General features: G+C 57.2%; 16 protein-coding genes. 4 read left to right on the top strand and 12 right to left on the bottom strand.

All coding sequences use genetic code 11. The annotated features are described in order from the left end of the window. The first annotated feature begins 3 nt into the window (after positions 1-3). Positions 4-1,449, top strand: a complete 1,446-nt coding sequence (selO, locus tag AAE045_RS07350) for a protein adenylyltransferase SelO (protein ID WP_455547139.1) — start codon at positions 4-6, stop codon at positions 1,447-1,449. An 83-nt stretch (positions 1,450-1,532) separates the two neighbouring features. Here the strand turns inward: selO and AAE045_RS07345 are convergent, their stop codons facing one another. From AAE045_RS07345 to ppsR, 8 genes are all read right to left on the bottom strand, one after another. Then, positions 1,533-2,312: a heme ABC transporter ATP-binding protein gene (locus tag AAE045_RS07345; RefSeq protein ID WP_455547138.1), complete on the bottom strand. Its 780-nt coding sequence runs from the start codon at positions 2,310-2,312 to the stop codon at positions 1,533-1,535. Then, a complete protein-coding gene (locus AAE045_RS07340; RefSeq protein WP_455547180.1) occupies positions 2,305-3,267 on the bottom strand; it encodes a FecCD family ABC transporter permease in 963 nt (320 codons plus the stop codon). The genes AAE045_RS07345 and AAE045_RS07340 overlap by 8 nt, the downstream gene beginning before the upstream one ends. 35 nt (positions 3,268-3,302) lie before the next feature. Next, positions 3,303-4,118: a heme/hemin ABC transporter substrate-binding protein gene (locus tag AAE045_RS07335; protein WP_455547137.1), complete on the bottom strand. Its 816-nt coding sequence runs from the start codon at positions 4,116-4,118 to the stop codon at positions 3,303-3,305. Then, positions 4,115-5,146, bottom strand: coding sequence for a hemin-degrading factor (locus AAE045_RS07330; protein WP_455547136.1), 1,032 nt, complete (start codon positions 5,144-5,146; stop codon positions 4,115-4,117). The genes AAE045_RS07335 and AAE045_RS07330 overlap by 4 nt, the downstream gene beginning before the upstream one ends. 10 nt (positions 5,147-5,156) lie before the next feature. After that, complete coding sequence (locus AAE045_RS07325) at positions 5,157-7,133, bottom strand: TonB-dependent hemoglobin/transferrin/lactoferrin family receptor (RefSeq protein WP_455547135.1); 1,977 nt, start codon at positions 7,131-7,133, stop codon at positions 5,157-5,159. A gap of 80 nt (positions 7,134-7,213) precedes the next feature. Next, on the bottom strand, positions 7,214-7,390 hold the full coding sequence (gene hemP / locus AAE045_RS07320; protein WP_455547134.1) for a hemin uptake protein HemP: 177 nt from the start codon (positions 7,388-7,390) through the stop codon (positions 7,214-7,216). A 203-nt stretch (positions 7,391-7,593) separates the two neighbouring features. Then, on the bottom strand, positions 7,594-8,640 hold the full coding sequence (locus AAE045_RS07315) for a 3-deoxy-7-phosphoheptulonate synthase (protein WP_455547133.1): 1,047 nt from the start codon (positions 8,638-8,640) through the stop codon (positions 7,594-7,596). Positions 8,641-8,800: 160 nt separating this feature from the next. Continuing rightward, a complete protein-coding gene (ppsR, locus tag AAE045_RS07310) occupies positions 8,801-9,634 on the bottom strand; it encodes a posphoenolpyruvate synthetase regulatory kinase/phosphorylase PpsR (protein ID WP_455547132.1) in 834 nt (277 codons plus the stop codon). A 289-nt stretch (positions 9,635-9,923) separates the two neighbouring features. Between ppsR and ppsA the strand changes: the two genes are divergently transcribed. Then, positions 9,924-12,341 (top strand): phosphoenolpyruvate synthase, encoded by a 2,418-nt coding sequence (gene ppsA / locus AAE045_RS07305; RefSeq protein WP_455547131.1) that lies wholly within the window; start codon positions 9,924-9,926, stop codon positions 12,339-12,341. Positions 12,342-12,380: 39 nt separating this feature from the next. Here the strand turns inward: ppsA and AAE045_RS07300 are convergent, their stop codons facing one another. Beyond that, a complete protein-coding gene (locus AAE045_RS07300) occupies positions 12,381-13,775 on the bottom strand; it encodes a glycoside-pentoside-hexuronide (GPH):cation symporter (RefSeq protein WP_455547130.1) in 1,395 nt (464 codons plus the stop codon). A 321-nt stretch (positions 13,776-14,096) separates the two neighbouring features. On the opposite strand from AAE045_RS07300, the gene AAE045_RS07295 reads away from it, so the two are divergent. Then, a complete protein-coding gene (locus tag AAE045_RS07295) occupies positions 14,097-16,472 on the top strand; it encodes a glycoside hydrolase family 3 N-terminal domain-containing protein (RefSeq protein WP_455547129.1) in 2,376 nt (791 codons plus the stop codon). A 95-nt stretch (positions 16,473-16,567) separates the two neighbouring features. On the opposite strand, the gene cobO is transcribed toward AAE045_RS07295, so the two are convergent. After that, on the bottom strand, positions 16,568-17,158 hold the full coding sequence (gene cobO / locus AAE045_RS07290; protein ID WP_455547128.1) for a cob(I)yrinic acid a,c-diamide adenosyltransferase: 591 nt from the start codon (positions 17,156-17,158) through the stop codon (positions 16,568-16,570). Further along, positions 17,155-17,916 (bottom strand): YciK family oxidoreductase, encoded by a 762-nt coding sequence (locus tag AAE045_RS07285; RefSeq protein ID WP_455547127.1) that lies wholly within the window; start codon positions 17,914-17,916, stop codon positions 17,155-17,157. Before AAE045_RS07285 ends, cobO begins: the two co-directional genes overlap by 4 nt. 263 nt (positions 17,917-18,179) lie before the next feature. Here AAE045_RS07285 and sohB point away from each other — a divergent pair, with 263 nt between their 5' ends. Then, entirely contained in the window at positions 18,180-19,229 is a 1,050-nt protein-coding gene (sohB, locus tag AAE045_RS07280) for a protease SohB (RefSeq protein WP_455547126.1), read from the top strand. 51 nt (positions 19,230-19,280) lie between these two features. Here sohB and AAE045_RS07275 read toward each other — a convergent pair whose 3' ends face one another. After that, the gene (locus AAE045_RS07275) at positions 19,281-19,532 is read right to left on the bottom strand and encodes a YciN family protein (protein WP_455427981.1); all 252 of its coding nucleotides are present in this window, start codon (positions 19,530-19,532) and stop codon (positions 19,281-19,283) included. Positions 19,533-19,568 lie beyond the last annotated feature (36 nt).

The following is a 19,568-nucleotide window of genomic DNA, read 5'->3' as shown; positions in this document are numbered from 1 at the left end:
TCCATGACTGATAACCCCGTATTTAAAAACAGCTGGCACGACGAGCTCGCCGGCTTTTACAGCGAATTAAGCCCTACGCCGCTGCGCAACCCGCGTTTGCTTTATCACAACCGCCAGCTTGCCAGCGAGCTTGGCCTGGGAGACGAGCTGTTTGACGCGGCGTATACCGGCGTCTGGAGCGGTGAGACGCTGCTTCCCGGCATGCAGCCCGTAGCCCAGGTCTATAGCGGACACCAGTTTGGCGTCTGGGCAGGGCAGCTGGGGGACGGCCGAGGGATCCTATTGGGTGAACAACAGCTCTCCGACGGCCGCAAATTCGACTGGCATATGAAAGGCGCTGGCCTCACGCCGTATTCCCGTATGGGCGACGGCCGGGCAGTTTTACGCTCAACGATTCGCGAGTTTCTGGCCAGCGAAGCGATGCACGCGCTGGGGATCCCGACAACCCGCGCGCTGACCATCGTCACCAGCGAAACCCCGGTAAGACGCGAAACGACCGAACAGGGCGCTATGCTGATGCGTATAGCGGAAAGCCACGTGCGCTTCGGTCATTTCGAGCATTTTTACTACCGACGCGAGCCGCAAAAAGTCCAGCAGCTGGCGGATTACGTCATTGCCCACCACTGGCCTCAGCTGGCGGAACGGCCAGAACGCTACGCGCTTTGGTTCCGTGATGTCGTTGAGCGCACGGCGAGCACGATAGCCCAGTGGCAGACAGTCGGTTTTGCGCATGGCGTGATGAACACCGACAATATGTCGATTCTTGGGCTGACCATGGACTACGGACCGTACGGCTTCCTCGACGACTACCAGCCTGATTTAATCTGCAACCACTCGGATCATCAGGGCCGCTATGCCTTTGATAATCAGCCCGCCGTGGGGCTGTGGAATCTGCAGCGTCTGGCGCAGTCGCTTTCACCGTTTATTGATGTGGACGTGCTGAACGATACGCTGGATCACTATCAGTTTGCGTTGATGCGCACGTTTGGGGCTAAGATGCGTGCGAAGCTGGGCTTCCTCACCGAGGAGAAGGCCGATAACGATTTGCTCACCGAACTGTTTGCCCTGATGAGCAAAGAGCGCAGCGACTACACCCGAACGTTTCGTATGCTGAGCCAGACTGAACAAAACGACGCCGCCTCGCCGCTGCGGGATGAGTTTATCGACAGGGCAGCGTTTGACAGCTGGTTTACGCGCTATCGCGAAAGGTTGCAGATTGAGCAGGTGAGCGATGCGCAAAGACAGGCGGTGATGAACTCAGCTAACCCGTCAGTGGTGCTGAGAAACTGGCTGGCGCAGCGGGCAATCAGCGCCGCTGAGGCAGGGGACATCAGCGAAGTGGCCCGCCTGCATGAGGCGCTGAGCCAGCCGTTTGCCGACCATAAAGGGGATTTAACCCAGCGTCCACCGGACTGGGGTAAACATCTGGAAGTTAGCTGCTCAAGCTAGCGTTTCTCCCCATTTTTGTCACTTTTGGTGGATGGCACTTCGCTTATCCACCTTTCAATACTGGCCTCCAGGCGGATAACGCATCACGGCTTCAGCCAGACCTGCGGTGCGGAATGCTCGGGATGGCTGAACACTTTTAGCTCGGCCTGATACCAGTGCTGAAGCGTCGTTTCATTGAGCACCTCCTGCGGCGTACCCTCCGCAACCAGCCTGCCGCCGTGCAGCAGTACGATGCGATCCGCCCACAGCGCCGCCTGATTCAGGTCATGCACCACCACGCAAACGCAGAGCGTCCCCGTCAGCGCCAGCCTGCGCAACAGGCGCAGAATATGCTGCTGGTGGTAGAGGTCCAGCGCGGAAGTGGGTTCATCCAGAAACAGCCAGCCGTGCGGCTGCCCGTTATGCCAAAGCTGGGCGAGCGCCCTTGCCAGCTGAACCCGCTGCTGCTCACCCCCCGAAAGCTGACAGAAATCCCGTCCCGCCAGGTCGTCACAGCCGGTCAGCGCCATCACTTCCTTTACTACGCCCGGAGTCTGTGCTGCAGGCCAGGGCGCGCGGCCCATGGCGATGACTTCTTCCACCGTCCAGCTAAAGGCCATGCCGCTGCGCTGACGCATCACCGCTCGCCTGCGCGACAAGGCTTCATTGCACCACTCTCCTAAAGGGTTTCCCGCCAGTATCACTGCGCCCTCATCAGGCGGCTGGTAGCCGGTCAGCACCCGTAACAACGTTGATTTCCCGGCGCCGTTCGGCCCGATGAGCGCAACAACTTCGCCCGGCGTCAGGGTCAGGCTGACGTTATCCAGCAGCTTACGGCCAGCGGCGTGCAGCGAGATGCGCTGCGCCTGAAGAATGTCAGCCATCTGTCTCTCTCCGTTGACGAAATATCAGCGCCAGGAACCACGGGCCGCCCAGCAGGCTGGTCAGCAGGCCGACCGGCATTTCCGCAGGGGCGACCAGGGTGCGGGCGAGCGTATCGGCGACCAGCAATAGCATGGCACCCGCCAGCACCGAGCCGGGGATCAGCCAGCGGTGATCGGCACCCAGCCACATGCGCACAAGATGAGGGATCACCAGACCAACGAAGCCGATAACGCCGCTTACCGCGACCGCCGCCGCAACCAGCAGGGCGCTGAGCACCAGCAGCCGTCGCTGGGTACGCTTCACGTCCACGCCCAGATAGTGGGCTTCTTCATCGCCCAGCTGCAGCAGGTTAAGCCGGGCGGCGAGAAAAGCGATGCCCAGCGAGGCGGGAAGAATAAATGAGGCGGTGGCCAGCAGCGTTGACCACTGCGCCTGCCCAAGGCTGCCCATTCCCCAGAGCGAGAGCTGGCGAAGCTGGGCATCGTTGCTTATCCAGGAAAGCACGCCGACCGCCGCGCCGCACAGGGCGTTAATGGCGATACCAACCAGAAGGAGACGCGACAGGCTGTTATTGCCCTGGCGGCTGAGAAAGAAGATCGCCAGCGTGACGGCAAGGCTGCCGACAAAAGCCGCCAGCATTGGCGCATAGAGCGCCAGAACCGCAGGCAGGGCCAGTGGTACAACAACCGACAGCCCAACGGCAAGTGCGGCACCGCTGCTGATGCCAAGCAGCCCCGGATCCGCAAGCGGATTACGGAACAAACCCTGCATAACGCAGCCGGAAAGCGCCAGCGCGCCCCCGACCAGCGCCGCCAGCAGCACGCGCGGCAGCCGGATGTTGAGCCAGATATGGCGAAGCGCTTCATCGTGCGCCTGCCACAGCACCGTAATCGACAGCCGCATGGCCCCGAGATTTGTAGCCGCCAGCGCCAGAACAATTAACGCCAGCCCCATAGCCCAGAGTGCCTGACAGGGTAGAGGGCGGCGCGTCACGGCAGCTGCTCCGCTTTTTTACGCAGAGCGACAATGGCGTCCGGCGTTTGCAGGCCGAAGCCCAGCAGCGCCATATCATCCACTACCAGAAGCTGGCGGCTCTTCCCGGCAGGGGTTTGCGCCAGACCTGGCAGCGCCCACACGTTATTTTCCCCGCCAAGAGTTCTGACACCGTCCGCCGTAAGCAGAACCAGTTCCGGCTGGCTGGCAATAACGCCCTCCTGGGAAAGCGGCTGATAACGTTTGAAGCCCTGCATCGCATTCTGCAGCCCGGCTGCACGTATCGCGGAATCGGCGGCCGTTTCCTGACCAGCGGCCATGGCGCTCATGCCGCCGTGGCTCATGATGAACAGCACTTTCACCGGCAGCGGCTGCGTTGGGACAGAGGCAAGCTTATCGCTGACCCGTTTGCGCAGTGCGTCCCCCTGAGACGTTTTCCCCAGCGCTTTTGCCACGGCAGAAATTTTTCCATCAATGCCGCTGAGCGAGTTTTCCGCAGGTATGGTCACCACTTCCACCTTACTTGCCGCTACCTGCTCCAGCGCCAGTGAAGGCTTCGCCTGAGCGCTTGCCAGCACGAGCGTAGGCCGCATGGCGAGAATGCCTTCGGCGTTAAGCTGGCGCATATAGCCCACATCCGGCAGCCTGGTAACCTCCGTGGGATGCAGACTCGTGCTGTCACGGGCTACGAGCTCATTTTTCACGCCCAGCGCCCAGGCGATTTCCGTTACGTCGCCGCCAATGGTGACCACGCGATCCTGCGCGCCGGCAAGCATGGGCAGCGCGAGCAGGGCGGCTAACCAGCGTTTCATGCCGCAAGCCCTTTATTGGTCAACGTTTCCAGCTGCGAGCGCCACTGCTGCTGCTCCGGTTGCCCTTCGGTGCGCTGGCCGTAAAGCTGAGCGATTTGCGTGCCGTCGGCGGCAAACAGCTCCAGGCTGGTCACGAAACCATCACCACTCGGTTTGCGTGTCACCCAGCTTTCCGCGATGCTGTCTGCGAGAAGGTGCAGGGTGAACGCTGGGTTAAAGATGTTGATCCAGTTATCCATCGGCACCAGCTTTTCCACCACGCCGGTGAAAATCTGCACCGCGCCGCGGTTGCCGACGAAAATCATGATCTCGTTTTTGTCCTGCAACGCCAGCGCCAGAAGCTGTTCCAGCGCGCTGTTGTCTACCCGCCGCGCAAGGTCGTCGGCGACCAGATGAAATGCCTGCTGGCGGGTAAGCTGATGGCGTTTGAGCAGGCCGAAGAACTGGTGAACGTCACGCATGCTGCGCCATTCGGCTTCTACCAGGGCTGCATCCGTCGCCGGGGTCATCACGGTTTCTTCTGCCTTCTGTAAAGCCAGCGCCGGGTTAGCTGCAAAGATAAACGTCGCCAGTACCTGGCCCCAGGCGCTGAAGTCGGTGTTATCAGTGGTGTAAACCTTCAGCAGCGCATCGCCCTGATAATCGAAGAACTGGATGCTCTGGCGTTCGCCACGGGCGGTGGCCTCGCGAACGTGGAATGCGCTGGCCCACTGGCTGAGGAACAAACGCAGATCCAGCGCGCGTGGGTTGAGCACCAGGCCCGCATGGCCTTCAAGATGCTGGTTCTCATAGCGCCCGACCTGCTCGTGAACGGCATATTCATTGCGGCAGATAGATTTGGTTTCCCCCACGCTTTCCAGCGCTGTCAAGATCTCGCGGGCTTCGCCTTTCAGTCGCCAGGCATCATGCCCGACCCGCGCATGGGTTAACTCTGCCTCGCTGATGTTCATCAGTTTTGCGATGTCGCGTGCATATTTCTTCGGATGCTGCAGCTTCAGCCGTAACCATTCTTCATAACGTTGAGTCATGCGATACTCCTTACCATTGATAACTAACGAAAATTTTACCGTTTCGGCCGTCCTGCGGCAGGCCCTGCGGCGACCAGTACTCTTTATCGAAGGCGTTGCCGAACACCAGCGACGTTGTCAGGCCGCGCAGCGCCTGCTGGCCGCGATAGCTGACGTAGAAATCATTCACGCCGTAGCCGGGCTGCGCGCTGTAGCTGCTGCTGATGTGCGTGGATCGTTCTGCGAAGGTGCCGACCCAGCCTACGGAGAAACCGCTCTGCGCCACCGGAATATCCAGGATGCTGGTCACGGTGTCCGGGTTCAGGCTGGAGATCCATTCTCCGGTGTCCTGATCTTTACCCCGGGTGCGGTTGTAGGCCAGATCCAGGCTGAACAGGTCGCTGGTGTATTTTGCCGTCATGTCCCAGCCCCAGATTTTGGCATCAGGGACGTTATAAGACATGGTGGTCGCCTTCGCGAAGTCCACGGTGGTGGAGATATAGTCTTTGGCATTGGTGTCGAAGTAGCTGGCTTTAAACTCGATGCCGTCGTTGGCAAGCATCAGATCGTCAAAGCGCAGGCCGAAGCCGTACTCCTGGGTTTCGTTGGTTTCCGGCCGCAGGTTCGGGTTTGGCACCCAGTAGTTGGTGTAGCGCGAACCAATAGAGAAGTGTTTGGCATCGTTATACATTTCGCCCATGGTCGGCGCGCGGAAGGCCTGCGCGTAGGAGCCAAAGAGCATCAGCCAGTCGGTCGGCGTAACAGATACCGCGCCGCGGGAAGACCATTTATCGGCGTTCACGTCGTCGTAGCCGTCGCTGCTGCCGCTGTAGTTGTCGTAACGCGTACCGGCAAGCAGGGAAACCGGGATGTCCCGCAGGGTGATTTCGTCCTGCATCCAGCCGGAGCTGAAGTCGATTTTTGCCTGCGGGAAGCCGGTGGTATTGCCGCCCGGATGCTGCTCCTGGCGATAGTATTCGCCGCCGTAGGTCAGCAGGTGGGCGGCAAAGCTGTCGGTAAACAGGTGGCTGCGGTTTTCAACTTTGCCGCCTTTGGTTGTCTGCTTGCGGAATTCGCCGCCGTCCGTCGGCGTCTGGGCATTGATACGCGCTTCAGACCAGTATGCCGTGGCGTCTGCATTCAGCCAGTCGTTATCCTGCGGGCCAAGATGGTATTTCAGCTGGGCGTCACGCTGGATGGTCGAGCGGTTCGCCATGGGGTTCGAATCGGTTGCATCGGTGGTTTGCGGATTCTTAGGCTCCAGCGCGTCGTTATTGTAATAGCGCAGAGAGCCGGAGAGGGACTGGGTCGGGTCGATGCGCCAGGTTCCTTTGGTCAGAAAGTTGCTGATATTTTCATCGTTGGGCGCGGTTTCGCCATCGCTCTGACGGATATCCCCCCGGTCGCGGCTGGACCACGCCACCACGCCGTCCAGATCGTCGGTACGGCCAAAGGCGCTGGCTCCCATACCAATGCTGCGATCGCCGGTTGCACCCGTGCCAAACACGCGGTAGCCGCTGTTCTGGCCGTCAAAAAGCAGATCGCTGGCGTCTGCCGTTTCATAAGAAATCACGCCGCCCAGCGCGCCGCTGCCGTACAGCAGAGCGGCGGGGCCACGGACGATTTCAATACGTTTGACCAGCGCCGGATCGATGAACGTGCTGTTCAGGTGTCCGGTGTCGGTACCCTGACGAACGCCGTCTACCAGCATCAGCACGCCGCGACGGTCATAGCCACGCATGGAAACGTCCTGACCGTTGGTGCGGCCGCTGCCGGATATCGTTATGCCGGGAACCTTGCGCAGCATGTCCGTTGCCGAAGAGGCGGTCTGCCCCTCAGGGGTATCGCCTTCAATCACGCTGACCATCATCGGCGCTTCAAACGTGCTGCGCTGGTTACCCGTGGCAACCACGGTGACCTGGTCATCCTTTGCGGCGGCAGGCAGGGCGGTGAGTACCGCAACGGTCAAAATCGACAGGCGGGATCCGGCTGAGTGTAAAAATGGCATAGCGCAATTCTCCATGAGAAACATTAAGCGCTGGCTGCCTGGGGATAACCTGGGTGGCTTGCGAAAAGAAAGCTGTTTTTTTATTTGGTCAGGATGAGCTTCCCGGCCTGGGTCTGACGCAGCAGGTACTGCTGGCCTTCGTGGACAATCACGACACGGCCGTCAGAACCAAGCAGGGCTTTACTGTCGATGTGACGGGGTTCTGCCGCAGGCTGCTGCGGGCGGGTAGAAGTGAAAGGTTTGTCCATACGATCCATTCTGTGTGCAAATGACAATTAATGTAACAATGATAATCATTATCAATAAACTCGATTGCAGCAGCAAGCATTATTTGTAAGAAAAATGTGAATGGATCAATTTTGAGCAAAGAGAGGAAAAGGGCGGATGTGCTTTCACTAATCCGCGCGGCAAGGAAGCAGTGAGCGGGGTGGATAAGCGTAAGCGTCATCCACCATGAAAATTAAAAACGGCTACCGGCGGCATCCGCCAGCATTGCCAGCAGGGTTTCAGTATCTTCCCAGCTGAGGCAAGGATCGGTGATGGACTGGCCATATTTCAGCGGCTGTCCGGCTACGATCTTCTGGGTGCCCTCGAGGATAAAGCTTTCGGCCATGATACCGGCAATGGCGCGGGAGCCGTTGCGGATCTGGCTGCAGACGTCCTCGCACACCTCGAGCTGGCGGCGGTGCTGCTTCTGGCAGTTACCGTGGCTGAAGTCGACAACCAGCTGCTCCGGCAGATCGAACTCCTGCAGGCTGTCGCAGGCCGCAGCGATATCCGCCGCGTGGTAGTTCGGCTGTTTGCCGCCGCGCATAATCACGTGGCCGTATGGGTTACCGCTGGTCTGGTAAATCGTCATCTGGCCGTGCTTGTCCGGAGAGAGGAACATGTGGCTGGCGCGGGCAGCGCGAATCGCGTCGATCGCGATGCGGGTATTGCCGTCAGTGCCGTTCTTAAAGCCAACGGGGCAGGAGAGCGCCGAGGCCATTTCACGGTGGATCTGGCTTTCCGTCGTGCGTGCCCCAATTGCGCCCCAGCTGATTAAATCGGCAATAAACTGGCCGATCACCATATCCAGAAACTCTGTCGCCGTCGGTACGCCCAGTTCGTTCACCTGCAACAGCAGGCGGCGTGCCTGCTCAATGCCGTGATTCACGCGGTAGCTGCCGTTCAGTTCAGGATCGGAGATAAGCCCCTTCCAGCCAACCACGGTGCGCGGCTTTTCGAAATAGGTGCGCATCACGATTTCCAGGCGATCGCCATGTTTCTGACGCATCCCCTCCAGGCGGCGGGCGTAATCCATGGCCGCGTCCAGATCGTGAATGGAGCATGGCCCGACAATCACCAGCAGGCGATTATCTTCACCGTTAAGGATTTTTTCGATGCGACGGCGGGAGGCGATAACGTTTTGTGCCACCTCAGGCGAGACAGGTAGGCGATCGGCCAGCGCTGCGGGAGTGACCAGGCTGTCGATGCGCGCTGTTCGCAGTTCATCTGTTTTATTCATTGTGTGTCTCAGAAATTTTTGTCTTCTGCGCGGCGAGAGTGCCGGGAAGTGATGGCGATCACGATAAACCAATTTATGCCGATTTCAACCGCACAACGGGAATAACGCCATCGCAATCTGTCTATCCTGACATACAATGTAAATCTTGTGTACTAGTTTCTTAGTACATGCGACGATTCAGGCCCATGATATCCAGAATCTTTGTGGCCATCTCCTCAACGGAATAATTGGTGCTGTTGAGGTAGCGGATCTGATTTTTTCGGAACAGCGCTTCGACCTCCGCCACTTCGAGGCGGCACTGGCGCAGAGAGGCGTAGCGGCTGTTTTCACGGCGCTCTTCGCGAATGGCGGCGAGGCGTTCCGGGTTAATCGTCAGGCCGAACAGTTTATGCTGAAGCGGTTTCAGCTCGGCGGGAAGCTGAATATTGTCCATATCGTCGGCGATAAACGGATAGTTTGCTGCCCGGATACCAAACTGCATGGCGAGGTACAGGCTGGTCGGCGTTTTGCCGCAGCGGGAGACGCCCAGCAGAATCACCTGCGCCTGATCGAGATTGCGCATGGAAATGCCGTCATCGTGGGCAAGCGTGTAGTCAATGGCGGCGATCCTGGCGTCATATTTGATTATGTTGCCGGGGTTCAGACCGTGGGTACGGTGGGCAACAGGCGTCGGGTCCAGCTTCAGCTCCTGCTGCAAAGGAGCGACCAGCGCCTGAACGATATCCTGACAAAAGCCTTCGCTTGTCACGATGATATCGCGGATTTCGGGCAGCACGATGGAGTAGAACACCAGCGGCCGGATGCCGGTCTGCTGATAAAGGGCGTCAATCTGCTCTTTCACGGCCCTGGCACGGCTCTCATTTTCCACAAACGGCAGCGTGATGCTGTTGATCGCAACCGGAAACTGAGACATCACCGCATGGCCCAGCACTTCAGCGGTAATGGCGGTGCCATCGGAAATATAAAAAACCTGTCGGTCTACGACGTTATCCATGTTTTGTCCCTGACATTTTGCGGCAATTGCGTAAAGCATAAATTAAAACAACGAGGTTCGGGATAATCCTTATCGCAAAATGAAAAGTGAACTGGTGTTTTTATTTTTTATGAAATGGCTACGTCACTTATCAAATTAATGATTAACCACACGCCAAAAGGGGATTAAATGAATAATCAAAGGCTTACGATGAGGGTTAATGTATCTGAAAAATTCATATTTTTATTTTGCTTGAACGATTCACCCGTTTCACTCAGCGGGTCAAATATGGCAGGCTAATAACGATGTAATGCGTTTCTTGTACCCATTCATATATCACAAAAGGATTGTCTCGATGTCCAATTCGTCACCGCTGGTGCTTTGGTATAACCAACTCGGCATGAATGATGTAGACAGGGTCGGGGGAAAGAATGCCTCCCTGGGTGAAATGATTACCAACCTTTCAGGTATGGGCGTCTCCGTGCCGAACGGTTTTGCCACCACCGCCGAAGCGTTTAATTATTTTCTCGACCAAAGTGGTGTAAACCAGCGTATTTATGAGCTGCTGGACAAAACGGATATTGACGACGTTGCCGCGCTTGCCAAAGCCGGGACGCAAATCCGCCAGTGGATCATCGACACGCCTTTCCAGCCCGAGCTGGAAAAAGCCATTCACGACGCCTACGAACAGCTTTCTGCTGACGACGCTGAAGCCTCTTTTGCCGTGCGCTCCTCCGCTACGGCAGAAGATATGCCGGACGCGTCGTTTGCCGGGCAACAAGAAACCTTCCTCAACGTACAGGGGTATGATGCGGTGCTGGTGGCGGTGAAGCATGTGTTTGCTTCGCTGTTTAACGACCGGGCCATCTCTTACCGCGTACACCAGGGCTACGACCACCGCGGCGTGGCCCTTTCCGCCGGGGTTCAGCGCATGGTCCGCTCGGATCTGGCCTCGTCCGGCGTGATGTTCTCCATCGACACCGAATCCGGCTTTGAGCAGGTGGTGTTTATTACTTCCGCCTACGGGCTGGGCGAGATGGTCGTGCAGGGCGCGGTTAACCCGGATGAGTTCTACGTCCATAAACCGACGCTGGAAGCCGGCAGGCCGTCCATCGTGCGCCGTAACATGGGCTCGAAAAAAATCCGCATGGTCTATGCCCCAAGCCAGGAGCATGGCAAGCAGGTACGCATCGAAGACGTGCCGCAGGCGGACCGTGACCAGTTCTCCATTACGCCTGAAGAGGTGCAGGAGCTGGCGAAGCAGGCCGTACAGATTGAAAAACACTACGGTCGCCCAATGGATATCGAATGGGCGAAAGACGGCCACACCGGCAAGCTGTTTATCGTCCAGGCCCGCCCGGAAACCGTGCGTTCTCAGGGGCAGGTTATGGAACGCTATCAGCTGCATTCCCAGGGCAAAATCGTCGCGGAAGGCCGTGCCATCGGCCACCGCATCGGTGCGGGTCCGGTGAAGGTCATTCACAATATCAGCGAAATGCACCTTATCCAGCCCGGCGACGTGCTGGTGACCGACATGACCGACCCGGACTGGGAGCCGATCATGAAAAAGGCGTCCGCTATCGTGACCAACCGCGGCGGGCGAACCTGCCATGCGGCGATCATCGCCCGTGAACTGGGCATTCCGGCCGTGGTTGGCTGCGGTGACGCTATGGAGCGCATGAAGGACGACCAGAACGTGACCGTCTCCTGCGCGGAAGGTGACACCGGCTATGTCTATCAGGATCTGCTGGACTTCAGCGTGAAGAGCTCAACGGTAGATACCATGCCGGACCTGCCGCTGAAAATCATGATGAACGTCGGCAACCCCGATCGCGCCTTCGACTTCGCCTGCCTGCCCAACGAGGGCGTGGGCCTGGCGCGTCTGGAATTCATCATTAACCGCATGATTGGCGTACACCCTCGTGCATTGCTGGAGTTTGACCAGCAGGAGCCTGGGCTGCAGAACGAAATCCGCGAAATGATGAAAGGCTATGACGATCCCGTTGAGTTCTACGTTGGACGTCTGACCGAAGGGATCGCGACGCTGGGCGCAGCGTTCTGGCCGAAGCGCGTCATCGTTCGCCTGTCGGACTTTAAATCTAACGAATACGCCAACCTGGTCGGCGGCGAGCGCTACGAGCCGGAAGAAGAGAACCCGATGCTCGGCTTCCGCGGTGCGGGCCGCTACGTGGCGGACAGCTTCCGTGACTGCTTCGCCCTGGAGTGCGCCGCCATGAAGCGCGTGCGCAACGACATGGGGCTGACCAACGTCGAAGTGATGGTGCCGTTTGTGCGTACCGTCGCCCAGGCGAAAGCCGTGGTGGAAGAGCTGGAGCGTCAGGGCCTGAAGCGCGGCGAGAACGGGCTGAAAATCATCATGATGTGTGAGATCCCGTCCAACGCCCTGCTGGCGGATGAGTTCCTGCAGTACTTCGATGGTTTCTCTATCGGCTCCAACGACATGACGCAGCTGGCGCTGGGCCTGGACCGCGACTCCGGCGTGGTGTCTGAACTGTTTGATGAGCGTAACGACGCGGTGAAAGCGCTGCTGTCGATGGCCATTAAAGCCGCGAAGAAGCAGGGAAAATACGTGGGTATCTGCGGGCAGGGTCCGTCGGATCACGAAGACTTTGCCGCCTGGCTGATGGAAGAGGGCATCGACAGCCTCTCTCTGAACCCTGACACCGTAGTGCAAACCTGGCTCAGTCTGGCAGAAATTAATAAGTAAACCCTAAGGCGGGTGATGAAACACCCGCCTTAATTATTTCTAGTGTGACTGTGGCACCGCTTTTGTTAACTCCGCCTGAACCTGGAATTTCCCTTCGCTCAGATCGCTGACTATATCGTTCATTCTCGCTTCGGTTAAACGATAGTAACGAATAGAGAAGGCGGTAATCAGATAAAACACGGCAGGTAAAACGGTGAATAAAATTAATACGCCGCGTACCGCTTCCGCTGACTGCTGCTCTACGCCAGCCTGATAGCCATAAAACGCCAGCCCCCAGCCCGTTAACGCGCCGCCGATAGCCACGCCGAGTTTAATAATGAATATATTCGCCGCGACGTTCATGCCGGTGATCCGCCGCTGGGTTTTCCATTCGCCGTAGTTATTCGCATCGGTGATCATCGACCACTGGAGCGGAGCGTTAATACCCTGAAGTATATTAAGGATAATATGCACGATAAACGCCGGAACCCAGTAGTTCGTTGGTAATACCAGGAACAGCAGGCCGACCAGCGCGCTGAGAATATTAACCCACACCGAAGCGCGGATTTTACACATCCATGCGCCAACCCATTTCGCGGATAAACTGCCTATAACTGCCGCAACGGTAGTTGCAAGCATGAAGAGCGAAATAATATTGCTGCCCTGGTTAAGAATATATTGTACGAAGTAAACCAGCAGGCTGCCGCGAACCACAACGCCGCACAGCATCGCCAGATTATAAACTGACAATATACGCCACTGGTCGTTTTGCATCAGAATGCGGACGTCGCGATAAATATTAAGGTTTTCTTCTTTAACCGGCGTAATGCGCTCACGGGTCGTTGCAAAACAGACCAGGAACATCAGGCAGCCAATCACGCCGAAAATCCCCATTGCCCACTGCATGCCGCTGGCCCGGTCACCCGGCGCAATAAAGTCGGCCAGCGGCAGGATGAGAGCGGTACCCATCGCGCCGCCTATTGGCGCAATGGCAAAACGCCAGGACTGCAGCGATAAATTTTCCTGCGGATCCGCCGTAATGGCGGCGCCCAGCGAGCAATAGGGGATATTGATTGCCGTGTACATCAGCGTCATAAAGATATAGGCAAGAACGGCGTAGATGATTTTTCCGGTTTGATCGAAGTCGGGCGTGGAATAAACCAGAACGCAGCTTACGGCAAATGGAACGCAGATTATCAGCAGCCAGGGACGGAATCTTCCCCAGCGGCTTTTAGTCTGATCGGCAATCGCGCCCATAATCGGGTCCGTTATTGCATCCAGCACCCGAACCACCAGGAAAAGCGTGCCCATAACGGCAGGAGGCAGGCCGTAAATGTTCGTGTAGAAATAGGCCAGAATAGCCACCGAAGAATCAAACACGATATGGCTGGCTGCATCACCCAGCCCGAAGCCTAGTTTTTCTTTACTGCTAATTCTTCCCGTTATTGTCGACATGGTTTTTACCTATTTTAATAGTCCAGGGTACGCCAAAGAAGGTAATCGGTGAATGTCGGGGCGGGTATTGAGATTTTTAACTTATAAATTATGTTTCTTATCAATTGTGACGCAGATGCACACCGCGAAGCATTTTAGGTAACCGGTTGCAGATATTTTCATGCTGTTTTTGAGACTCATCACATTCGGCCGAGAAAACCAAATATCGTAAACGCGCAGTCTGTTTCGGCAATTGCCGCGGGCGAGGTTCATCCGCAAAATCATTAATAACGACGGAGAAATTAACGAGCCAAAATCCGATGAGCCTCTAAGGGGAAAATAATGTCTGCTATCTATAAGGATGCCCGCCGCCCGGTTAACGAGCGCGTTGCTGATTTACTCTCACGCATGACGCCGGAAGAAAAGTTTGCACAGATGCACGCCTGGTGGCTGATTCTGTCGAGTGATGGCAATCACCGGGAAAGAACCGATCTGAGCGATGAGTTTGCTGGCGTTACGGAGCAGACCGGCCTCGCCGAACGCATGAAGCTCGGCATCGGCCAAATCACGAGGCCGCTGGGTACGCATATTGTCGATGCGCAAGAGGGCGTCAGGGCAGCTAATCGCCTGCAAAAAACGCTGGTAGAAGATACGCGGCTGGGGATCCCGGCGCTGTTCCATGAAGAGTGCCTGGTCGGGCTGCTGTGCAAAGATGCCACGCTGTTTCCTTCGCCGCTGAATTATGGCTCAACCTGGGATCCGGAACTTATCGAACGTGCCGCTGAGGCGATAGGCAAAGAGGCCCGGTCAACGGGCTGCCATCAGGGGCTGGCACCGGTGCTGGACGTCTCGAGGGATGTGCGCTGGGGCCGCACGGAGGAGACCTTTGGCGAGGATCCGTGGCTGGTCGGCATGATGGCAACCAGCTATGTGAAAGGCTTACAGGGCAAAAAACGTGACCTGCTGGCGACGCTTAAGCACTATGTCGGCCACTCTTTTAGCGAAGGCGCGCGCAACCATGCCCCGGTTCATCTCGGATTCTGCGAGCTGAACGACACTTTCCTGCTGCCCTTTGAGATGGCGGTGAAGCTTGCGAACGCAGGCTCCGTGATGCCTGCCTATCACGATATCGATAACCAGCCCGGGCACTCTGATGAGTTCCTGCTCACCACAATCCTGCGCGAGCAGTGGGGCTTCGACGGGCTGGTGGTGGCGGACTATGGCGGTGTCAGCCTCCTGCATCAGCACCACGGTATCTCTCACGATCCGGCAGAGTCGGCGGCGCTGGCATTTAACGCCGGTCTGGACGTAGAGCTGCCCAAAGATGACTGCGCGCGCCATCTGGCCGGGGCCGTTGAACGCGGGCTGATTACTATGGCAAAAGTTGATGAAATTGTTGCTCGCGTGCTCAAGGAAAAATTCCGCCTGGGCCTGTTTGAGCATCCTTATGCCGATGAAAACCGGGTTGCGCTGCAGAGCGACTCGGCAAAACAGCTTGCCCGCGAGGTTGCCACCCGCTCCATCACCCTGCTGGAAAATGACGGCACGTTGCCGCTAAAAGGCACACCTGAAGTCGCGGTCATTGGGCCTACCGCGGACGACCCGCTGGCGCTGCTGAGCGGCTACAGCTTCCCGGTGCACCTGATCATCAGCGATATGCTGGAGCAGACGTCGCAGGTGATAACCCCGCTGGCCGCGCTGCGTGAGCGGCTTGGCAGCGAAAATGTTCGCTATGCCAAAGGCTGCCATATTATAGAAAAACGCATGGCTGGTGCGCCGGTCTTCCCCGGCGACAGCGGCGGTAAGCCCATGCAAAGCTCCCCGGTCTCGCAGGATCTCAGCCTTATTCCGGAAGCGGTGCGTACCGCGCAACAGAGTGATGTTGTCGTGCTATGCGTCGGCGATTTGGCCGGGCTGTTCCAGAGCGGCACCGTGGGGGAAGGTTCGGATACCGACAGCCTGACGCTGCCCGGCGTTCAACAGCAGCTGCTGGATGAGCTGGTGGCAACGGGTAAACCAGTGGTGGTGGTAATGACGGGTGGGCGTCCTTATAACCTGGGTGGCCAGGAAGATAACGTGGCGGCGCTGCTGATGGCGTGGGCGCCGGGGCAGGAAGGAGGCTATGCGATTGCGGACGTGCTAACGGGGCAGGCCGAGCCGGGAGGCAGGCTGGTGGTTTCCGTCCCGAAAAGCGCCGGGGCCATGCCTTACTACTATAACCACAAGCTGAAAAGCGGCGGCACGCCGTTCGCCTTCCACTTTGGCTCGCGCTATCCGTTTGGTTACGGGAAAACATGGACGGACTTCAGCTACGGTCCGCTGAAGCTTGCCGGTAAAAAGGTCGAAAATCAGGGCGGTGAAATAATCGCAGGCGTCACGGTAACGAACTGTGGCCGCGAAGCGGCGAGCGAAGTCGTCCAGCTCTACGTTCACGACAAAGTCGCCTCAATGGTGCGTCCGGTGCAGGAGCTTAAGGCTTTCCAGCGCGTATATTTACAGGCCGGAGAAAGCGCAGAGCTGACGTTCAATGTGCCGACGGATATGCTCAACTTTACCCGACGTGACGGACAGCGCGTGGTGGAGCCCGGCGAATTTGAAATAAGAGTGGGTGCCTCAAGCGGCGATATTCGCAGCCGTGACGTGGTGAATGTTGAGGGGGAAATTCATGTTCTGCAGGGGCACTGGCGTATGGTCAGCCACTGCGAGGTTAAGCAGTAGGCTGCTACGGGTGATGTAACTTGTTGGATGACGCTTCGCTTAACCGTCCTGCGTTTGGTTATGCAGGGGATAAGCGATAGCGTCATCACCCAGAATCAGTAATCGATCCCAATCTGCGCTTTCACGCCGATATCAAACGCGTGCTTCACCGGGCGCAGCTCGCTGACCGTATCGGCAATCTCGAGGATATCCCTGTGGCAGCCGCGGCCGGTAACAATGACCGTCTGGTTTGCCGGACGCTGCTGCAGCGCCTCCATCACTTCCGCAAGCGGCAGGTAATCGTAGGCCACCATATAGGTGATCTCATCGAGGATCACCATATCCAGCGAGCTGTCCGCCAGCATACGCTTTGCGTGCTGCCAGACTGCCAGGCAGGCCTCGGTATCCGTCTCCCGGTTCTGCGTCTCCCAGGTGAAGCCGGTGGCCATGACCTGGAATTCCACGCCGTGCGGCTCCAGCAGGTTACGCTCGCCGTTTGGCCACTGGCCTTTAATAAACTGGATGACGCCGACTTTTTTTCCGTGGCCCACTGCGCGTGTCGCCGTGCCAAACGCCGCCGTGGTTTTGCCTTTGCCGTTGCCGGTGAAGACAATCAGGATCCCACGCTCTTCCTGGGCTGATTCAATGCGGGCATCAACTTTCTCTTTCTGTCGCTGGGCGCGCTGCTGGTAACGATCGTCACTCATTCGGAAATTCCTGGTTTACGGTTAGGCTGCGCATCGAAGCTCATGCCGGTTTTGCGACGGCTGTCGTCGCCCATCAGCCATAAATACAGCGGCATTAAATCACGCGGCGTTTTCAGCTTCTGCGGATCTTCCGTCGGGAAGGCGTTGGCGCGCATTGTGGTGCGGGTGCCGCCGGGGTTAATACAGTTCACGCGAAGATTCTGCTGCTTATATTCTTCTGCCAGCACCTGCATCATGCCTTCGGTGGCAAATTTGGACGCGGCGTAGGCTCCCCATCCGGCGCTACCCTGGCGGCCCACGCTTGAAGTGGTGAACACCAGCGATCCCGCATCGGACCTCAGCAGCAGAGGAAGCAGCGCCTGGGTAAGGAAAAAGGTGGCGTTAACGTTGACCTGCATGACATTTTGCCAGGTCTGCGGATCCTGCTGGTCCATCGGCACCACGTCGCCAAGCATTCCCGCATTGTGCAGCACGCCATCAAGGCGCGGCACCAGACCAGCCAGCTTCTGCGCCAGCTGCTCGCAATCCTGCGGCGTGGCGGTCAGCAGATCCAGGGTGAACCAGTGCGGCGTGTCGCCGTTTAAATGATGTAATTCCTGCGCCACAGCGCGAAGTTTGTCTTCGTTACGCCCGAGCAGGATCACGCTCGCGCCGTAACGTGCGTAGGTCAGGGCGGCTTCACGGCCAATGCCGTCGCTTGCGCCCGTGACCAGAATAATGCGGTTTTGTAGCAGGTCGATTTTCGGTTGGTAATGCAAAATTCACTCCTCGCGTGATGCAGTCAGACGCTCACGTCTTATTTCTGAAGGTGTCTTACTCACAGGGCTTTATGCCTGAAAGGAGGGGGTATTTCAATCAGCCATCAGGAGACATTACCGTTGATTAACATTTTGCAAAAGTTTCACGGCAATTTTTCGATTCAGGAAGGCATCTCGCAGCGTATAAAGTTGCCTGGAGACGTGGATTGCCCCCTCAGGTAAACTCCACGGATGATTAATGCTCTGAAATAAAGGCGGAATGCGTGGATTTAATTGCGAATTATGGACTGTTTCTGGCCAAAATTGTCACTGTTGTCGTCGCGATCGCGGCTGTTGTTCTCATTATCGTGAATGCCGCGGTGCGTAAAAAGCACCAGCGTGGTGAGCTGCGGCTAACCAACCTGAGCGAACAGTATCAGGAGATGCGTGAAGAAATGCAGGTGGCCCGTCTGGATAACCATCAGCAGAAACAATGGCATAAGGGCCAGAAGAAAAAGCATAAACTTGAGGCTAAACAAGCCAAAGCGCGGGCTAAACGCGGTGAAACGGTCAGTTCTGACAAACCAACGCTCTATGTGCTGGATTTTAAAGGCAGTATGGATGCCCACGAGGTCACTTCTCTGCGGGAAGAGGTCACCGCCGTGCTGGCCGTTGTCAAACCGGAAGATGAGGTGCTGCTGCGTCTGGAAAGCCCGGGCGGCGTGGTGCACGGTTATGGCCTTGCGGCATCTCAGCTGCAGCGTCTGCGCGATCATAAAGTTCGCCTGACCGTGGCGGTAGATAAAGTCGCCGCCAGCGGCGGCTACATGATGGCCTGCGTGGCGGATCGCATTGTTGCCGCACCGTTTTCTATTATTGGCTCCATCGGCGTCGTGGCGCAGGTGCCTAACTTCCACCGTCTGTTAAAGCGTAACGATATCGACATCGAGTTACATACCGCGGGGCAGTACAAACGTACCCTGACGCTGCTGGGTGAAAACACCGAGCAGGGACGCGAAAAGTTCCGGGAAGACCTGAACGAAACGCACCTTCTTTTTAAGTCTTTCGTACACGAAATGCGCCCGAGCCTGGATATTGAAGCTGTCGCTACCGGTGAGCACTGGTACGGCATGCAGGCAAAAGAGAAGGGCTTAGTGGACGACGTCAGCACCAGCGACGATTTGCTTATCAGCCTGATGGCAAACCATGATGTTATCGGCGTGCGTTATGCCCAGCGCAAGAAAATGATGGATCGCTTCACGGGGAGCGCGGCAAACAGTCTGGATCGTTTGTTGCTTCGCTGGTGGCAGCGCGGTGAAAAGCCGCTATTGTAAAGGAAGGATTAAGAGCGAGGCTGATAGCCTCGCTTTTTACTTCAGGCGGCTTCAGTCCTGCAGATGGTATTTTTCAGAAAGCAGGTGGGCCAGGTGTTTGAACATATTGAATACCGCGGTGCTTTTTCCGGTCGGTAAGCCTTGTTCATCAAGGAAGTATTCGCCGCTAAATACCAGCACGCCGTTTTTTTGCTCAACGCCAGTAGCATGCATGCCGTGCATGAAATCTTCATGTTCACGGATGATCTTGTTGGCCTCGGCAAGAAGCGTCTCACGGTCAATAGGCTGAGTTGTAGATTGCATGTTGTCTCCTCCAGAAAACTGGCGCTAGTTTACGTC

The sequence above is a fragment of the Dryocola clanedunensis genome, from assembly GCF_038405435.1.
Classification (GTDB): Bacteria; Pseudomonadota; Gammaproteobacteria; order Enterobacterales; family Enterobacteriaceae; genus Dryocola; species Dryocola clanedunensis_A.
This window is presented reverse-complemented; position numbering and strand designations above follow the sequence as displayed.

Excerpts from the sequence above, each read along its gene's own strand:
- selO (WP_455547139.1), top strand. The coding sequence starts at position 4 with ATGACTGATAACCCCGTATTTAAAAACAGCTGGCACGACGAGCTCGCC.
- AAE045_RS07345 (WP_455547138.1), bottom strand. The coding sequence starts at position 2,312 with ATGGCTGACATTCTTCAGGCGCAGCGCATCTCGCTGCACGCCGCTGGC.
- AAE045_RS07340 (WP_455547180.1), bottom strand. The coding sequence starts at position 3,267 with ATGGGGCTGGCGTTAATTGTTCTGGCGCTGGCGGCTACAAATCTCGGG.
- AAE045_RS07335 (WP_455547137.1), bottom strand. The coding sequence starts at position 4,118 with ATGAAACGCTGGTTAGCCGCCCTGCTCGCGCTGCCCATGCTTGCCGGC.
- AAE045_RS07330 (WP_455547136.1), bottom strand. The coding sequence starts at position 5,146 with ATGACTCAACGTTATGAAGAATGGTTACGGCTGAAGCTGCAGCATCCG.
- AAE045_RS07325 (WP_455547135.1), bottom strand. The coding sequence starts at position 7,133 with ATGCCATTTTTACACTCAGCCGGATCCCGCCTGTCGATTTTGACCGTT.
- hemP (WP_455547134.1), bottom strand. The coding sequence starts at position 7,390 with ATGGATCGTATGGACAAACCTTTCACTTCTACCCGCCCGCAGCAGCCT.
- AAE045_RS07315 (WP_455547133.1), bottom strand. The coding sequence starts at position 8,640 with ATGAATAAAACAGATGAACTGCGAACAGCGCGCATCGACAGCCTGGTC.
- ppsR (WP_455547132.1), bottom strand. The coding sequence starts at position 9,634 with ATGGATAACGTCGTAGACCGACAGGTTTTTTATATTTCCGATGGCACC.
- ppsA (WP_455547131.1), top strand. The coding sequence starts at position 9,924 with ATGCGTTTCTTGTACCCATTCATATATCACAAAAGGATTGTCTCGATG.
- AAE045_RS07300 (WP_455547130.1), bottom strand. The coding sequence starts at position 13,775 with ATGTCGACAATAACGGGAAGAATTAGCAGTAAAGAAAAACTAGGCTTC.
- AAE045_RS07295 (WP_455547129.1), top strand. The coding sequence starts at position 14,097 with ATGTCTGCTATCTATAAGGATGCCCGCCGCCCGGTTAACGAGCGCGTT.
- cobO (WP_455547128.1), bottom strand. The coding sequence starts at position 17,158 with ATGAGTGACGATCGTTACCAGCAGCGCGCCCAGCGACAGAAAGAGAAA.
- AAE045_RS07275 (WP_455427981.1), bottom strand. The coding sequence starts at position 19,532 with ATGCAATCTACAACTCAGCCTATTGACCGTGAGACGCTTCTTGCCGAG.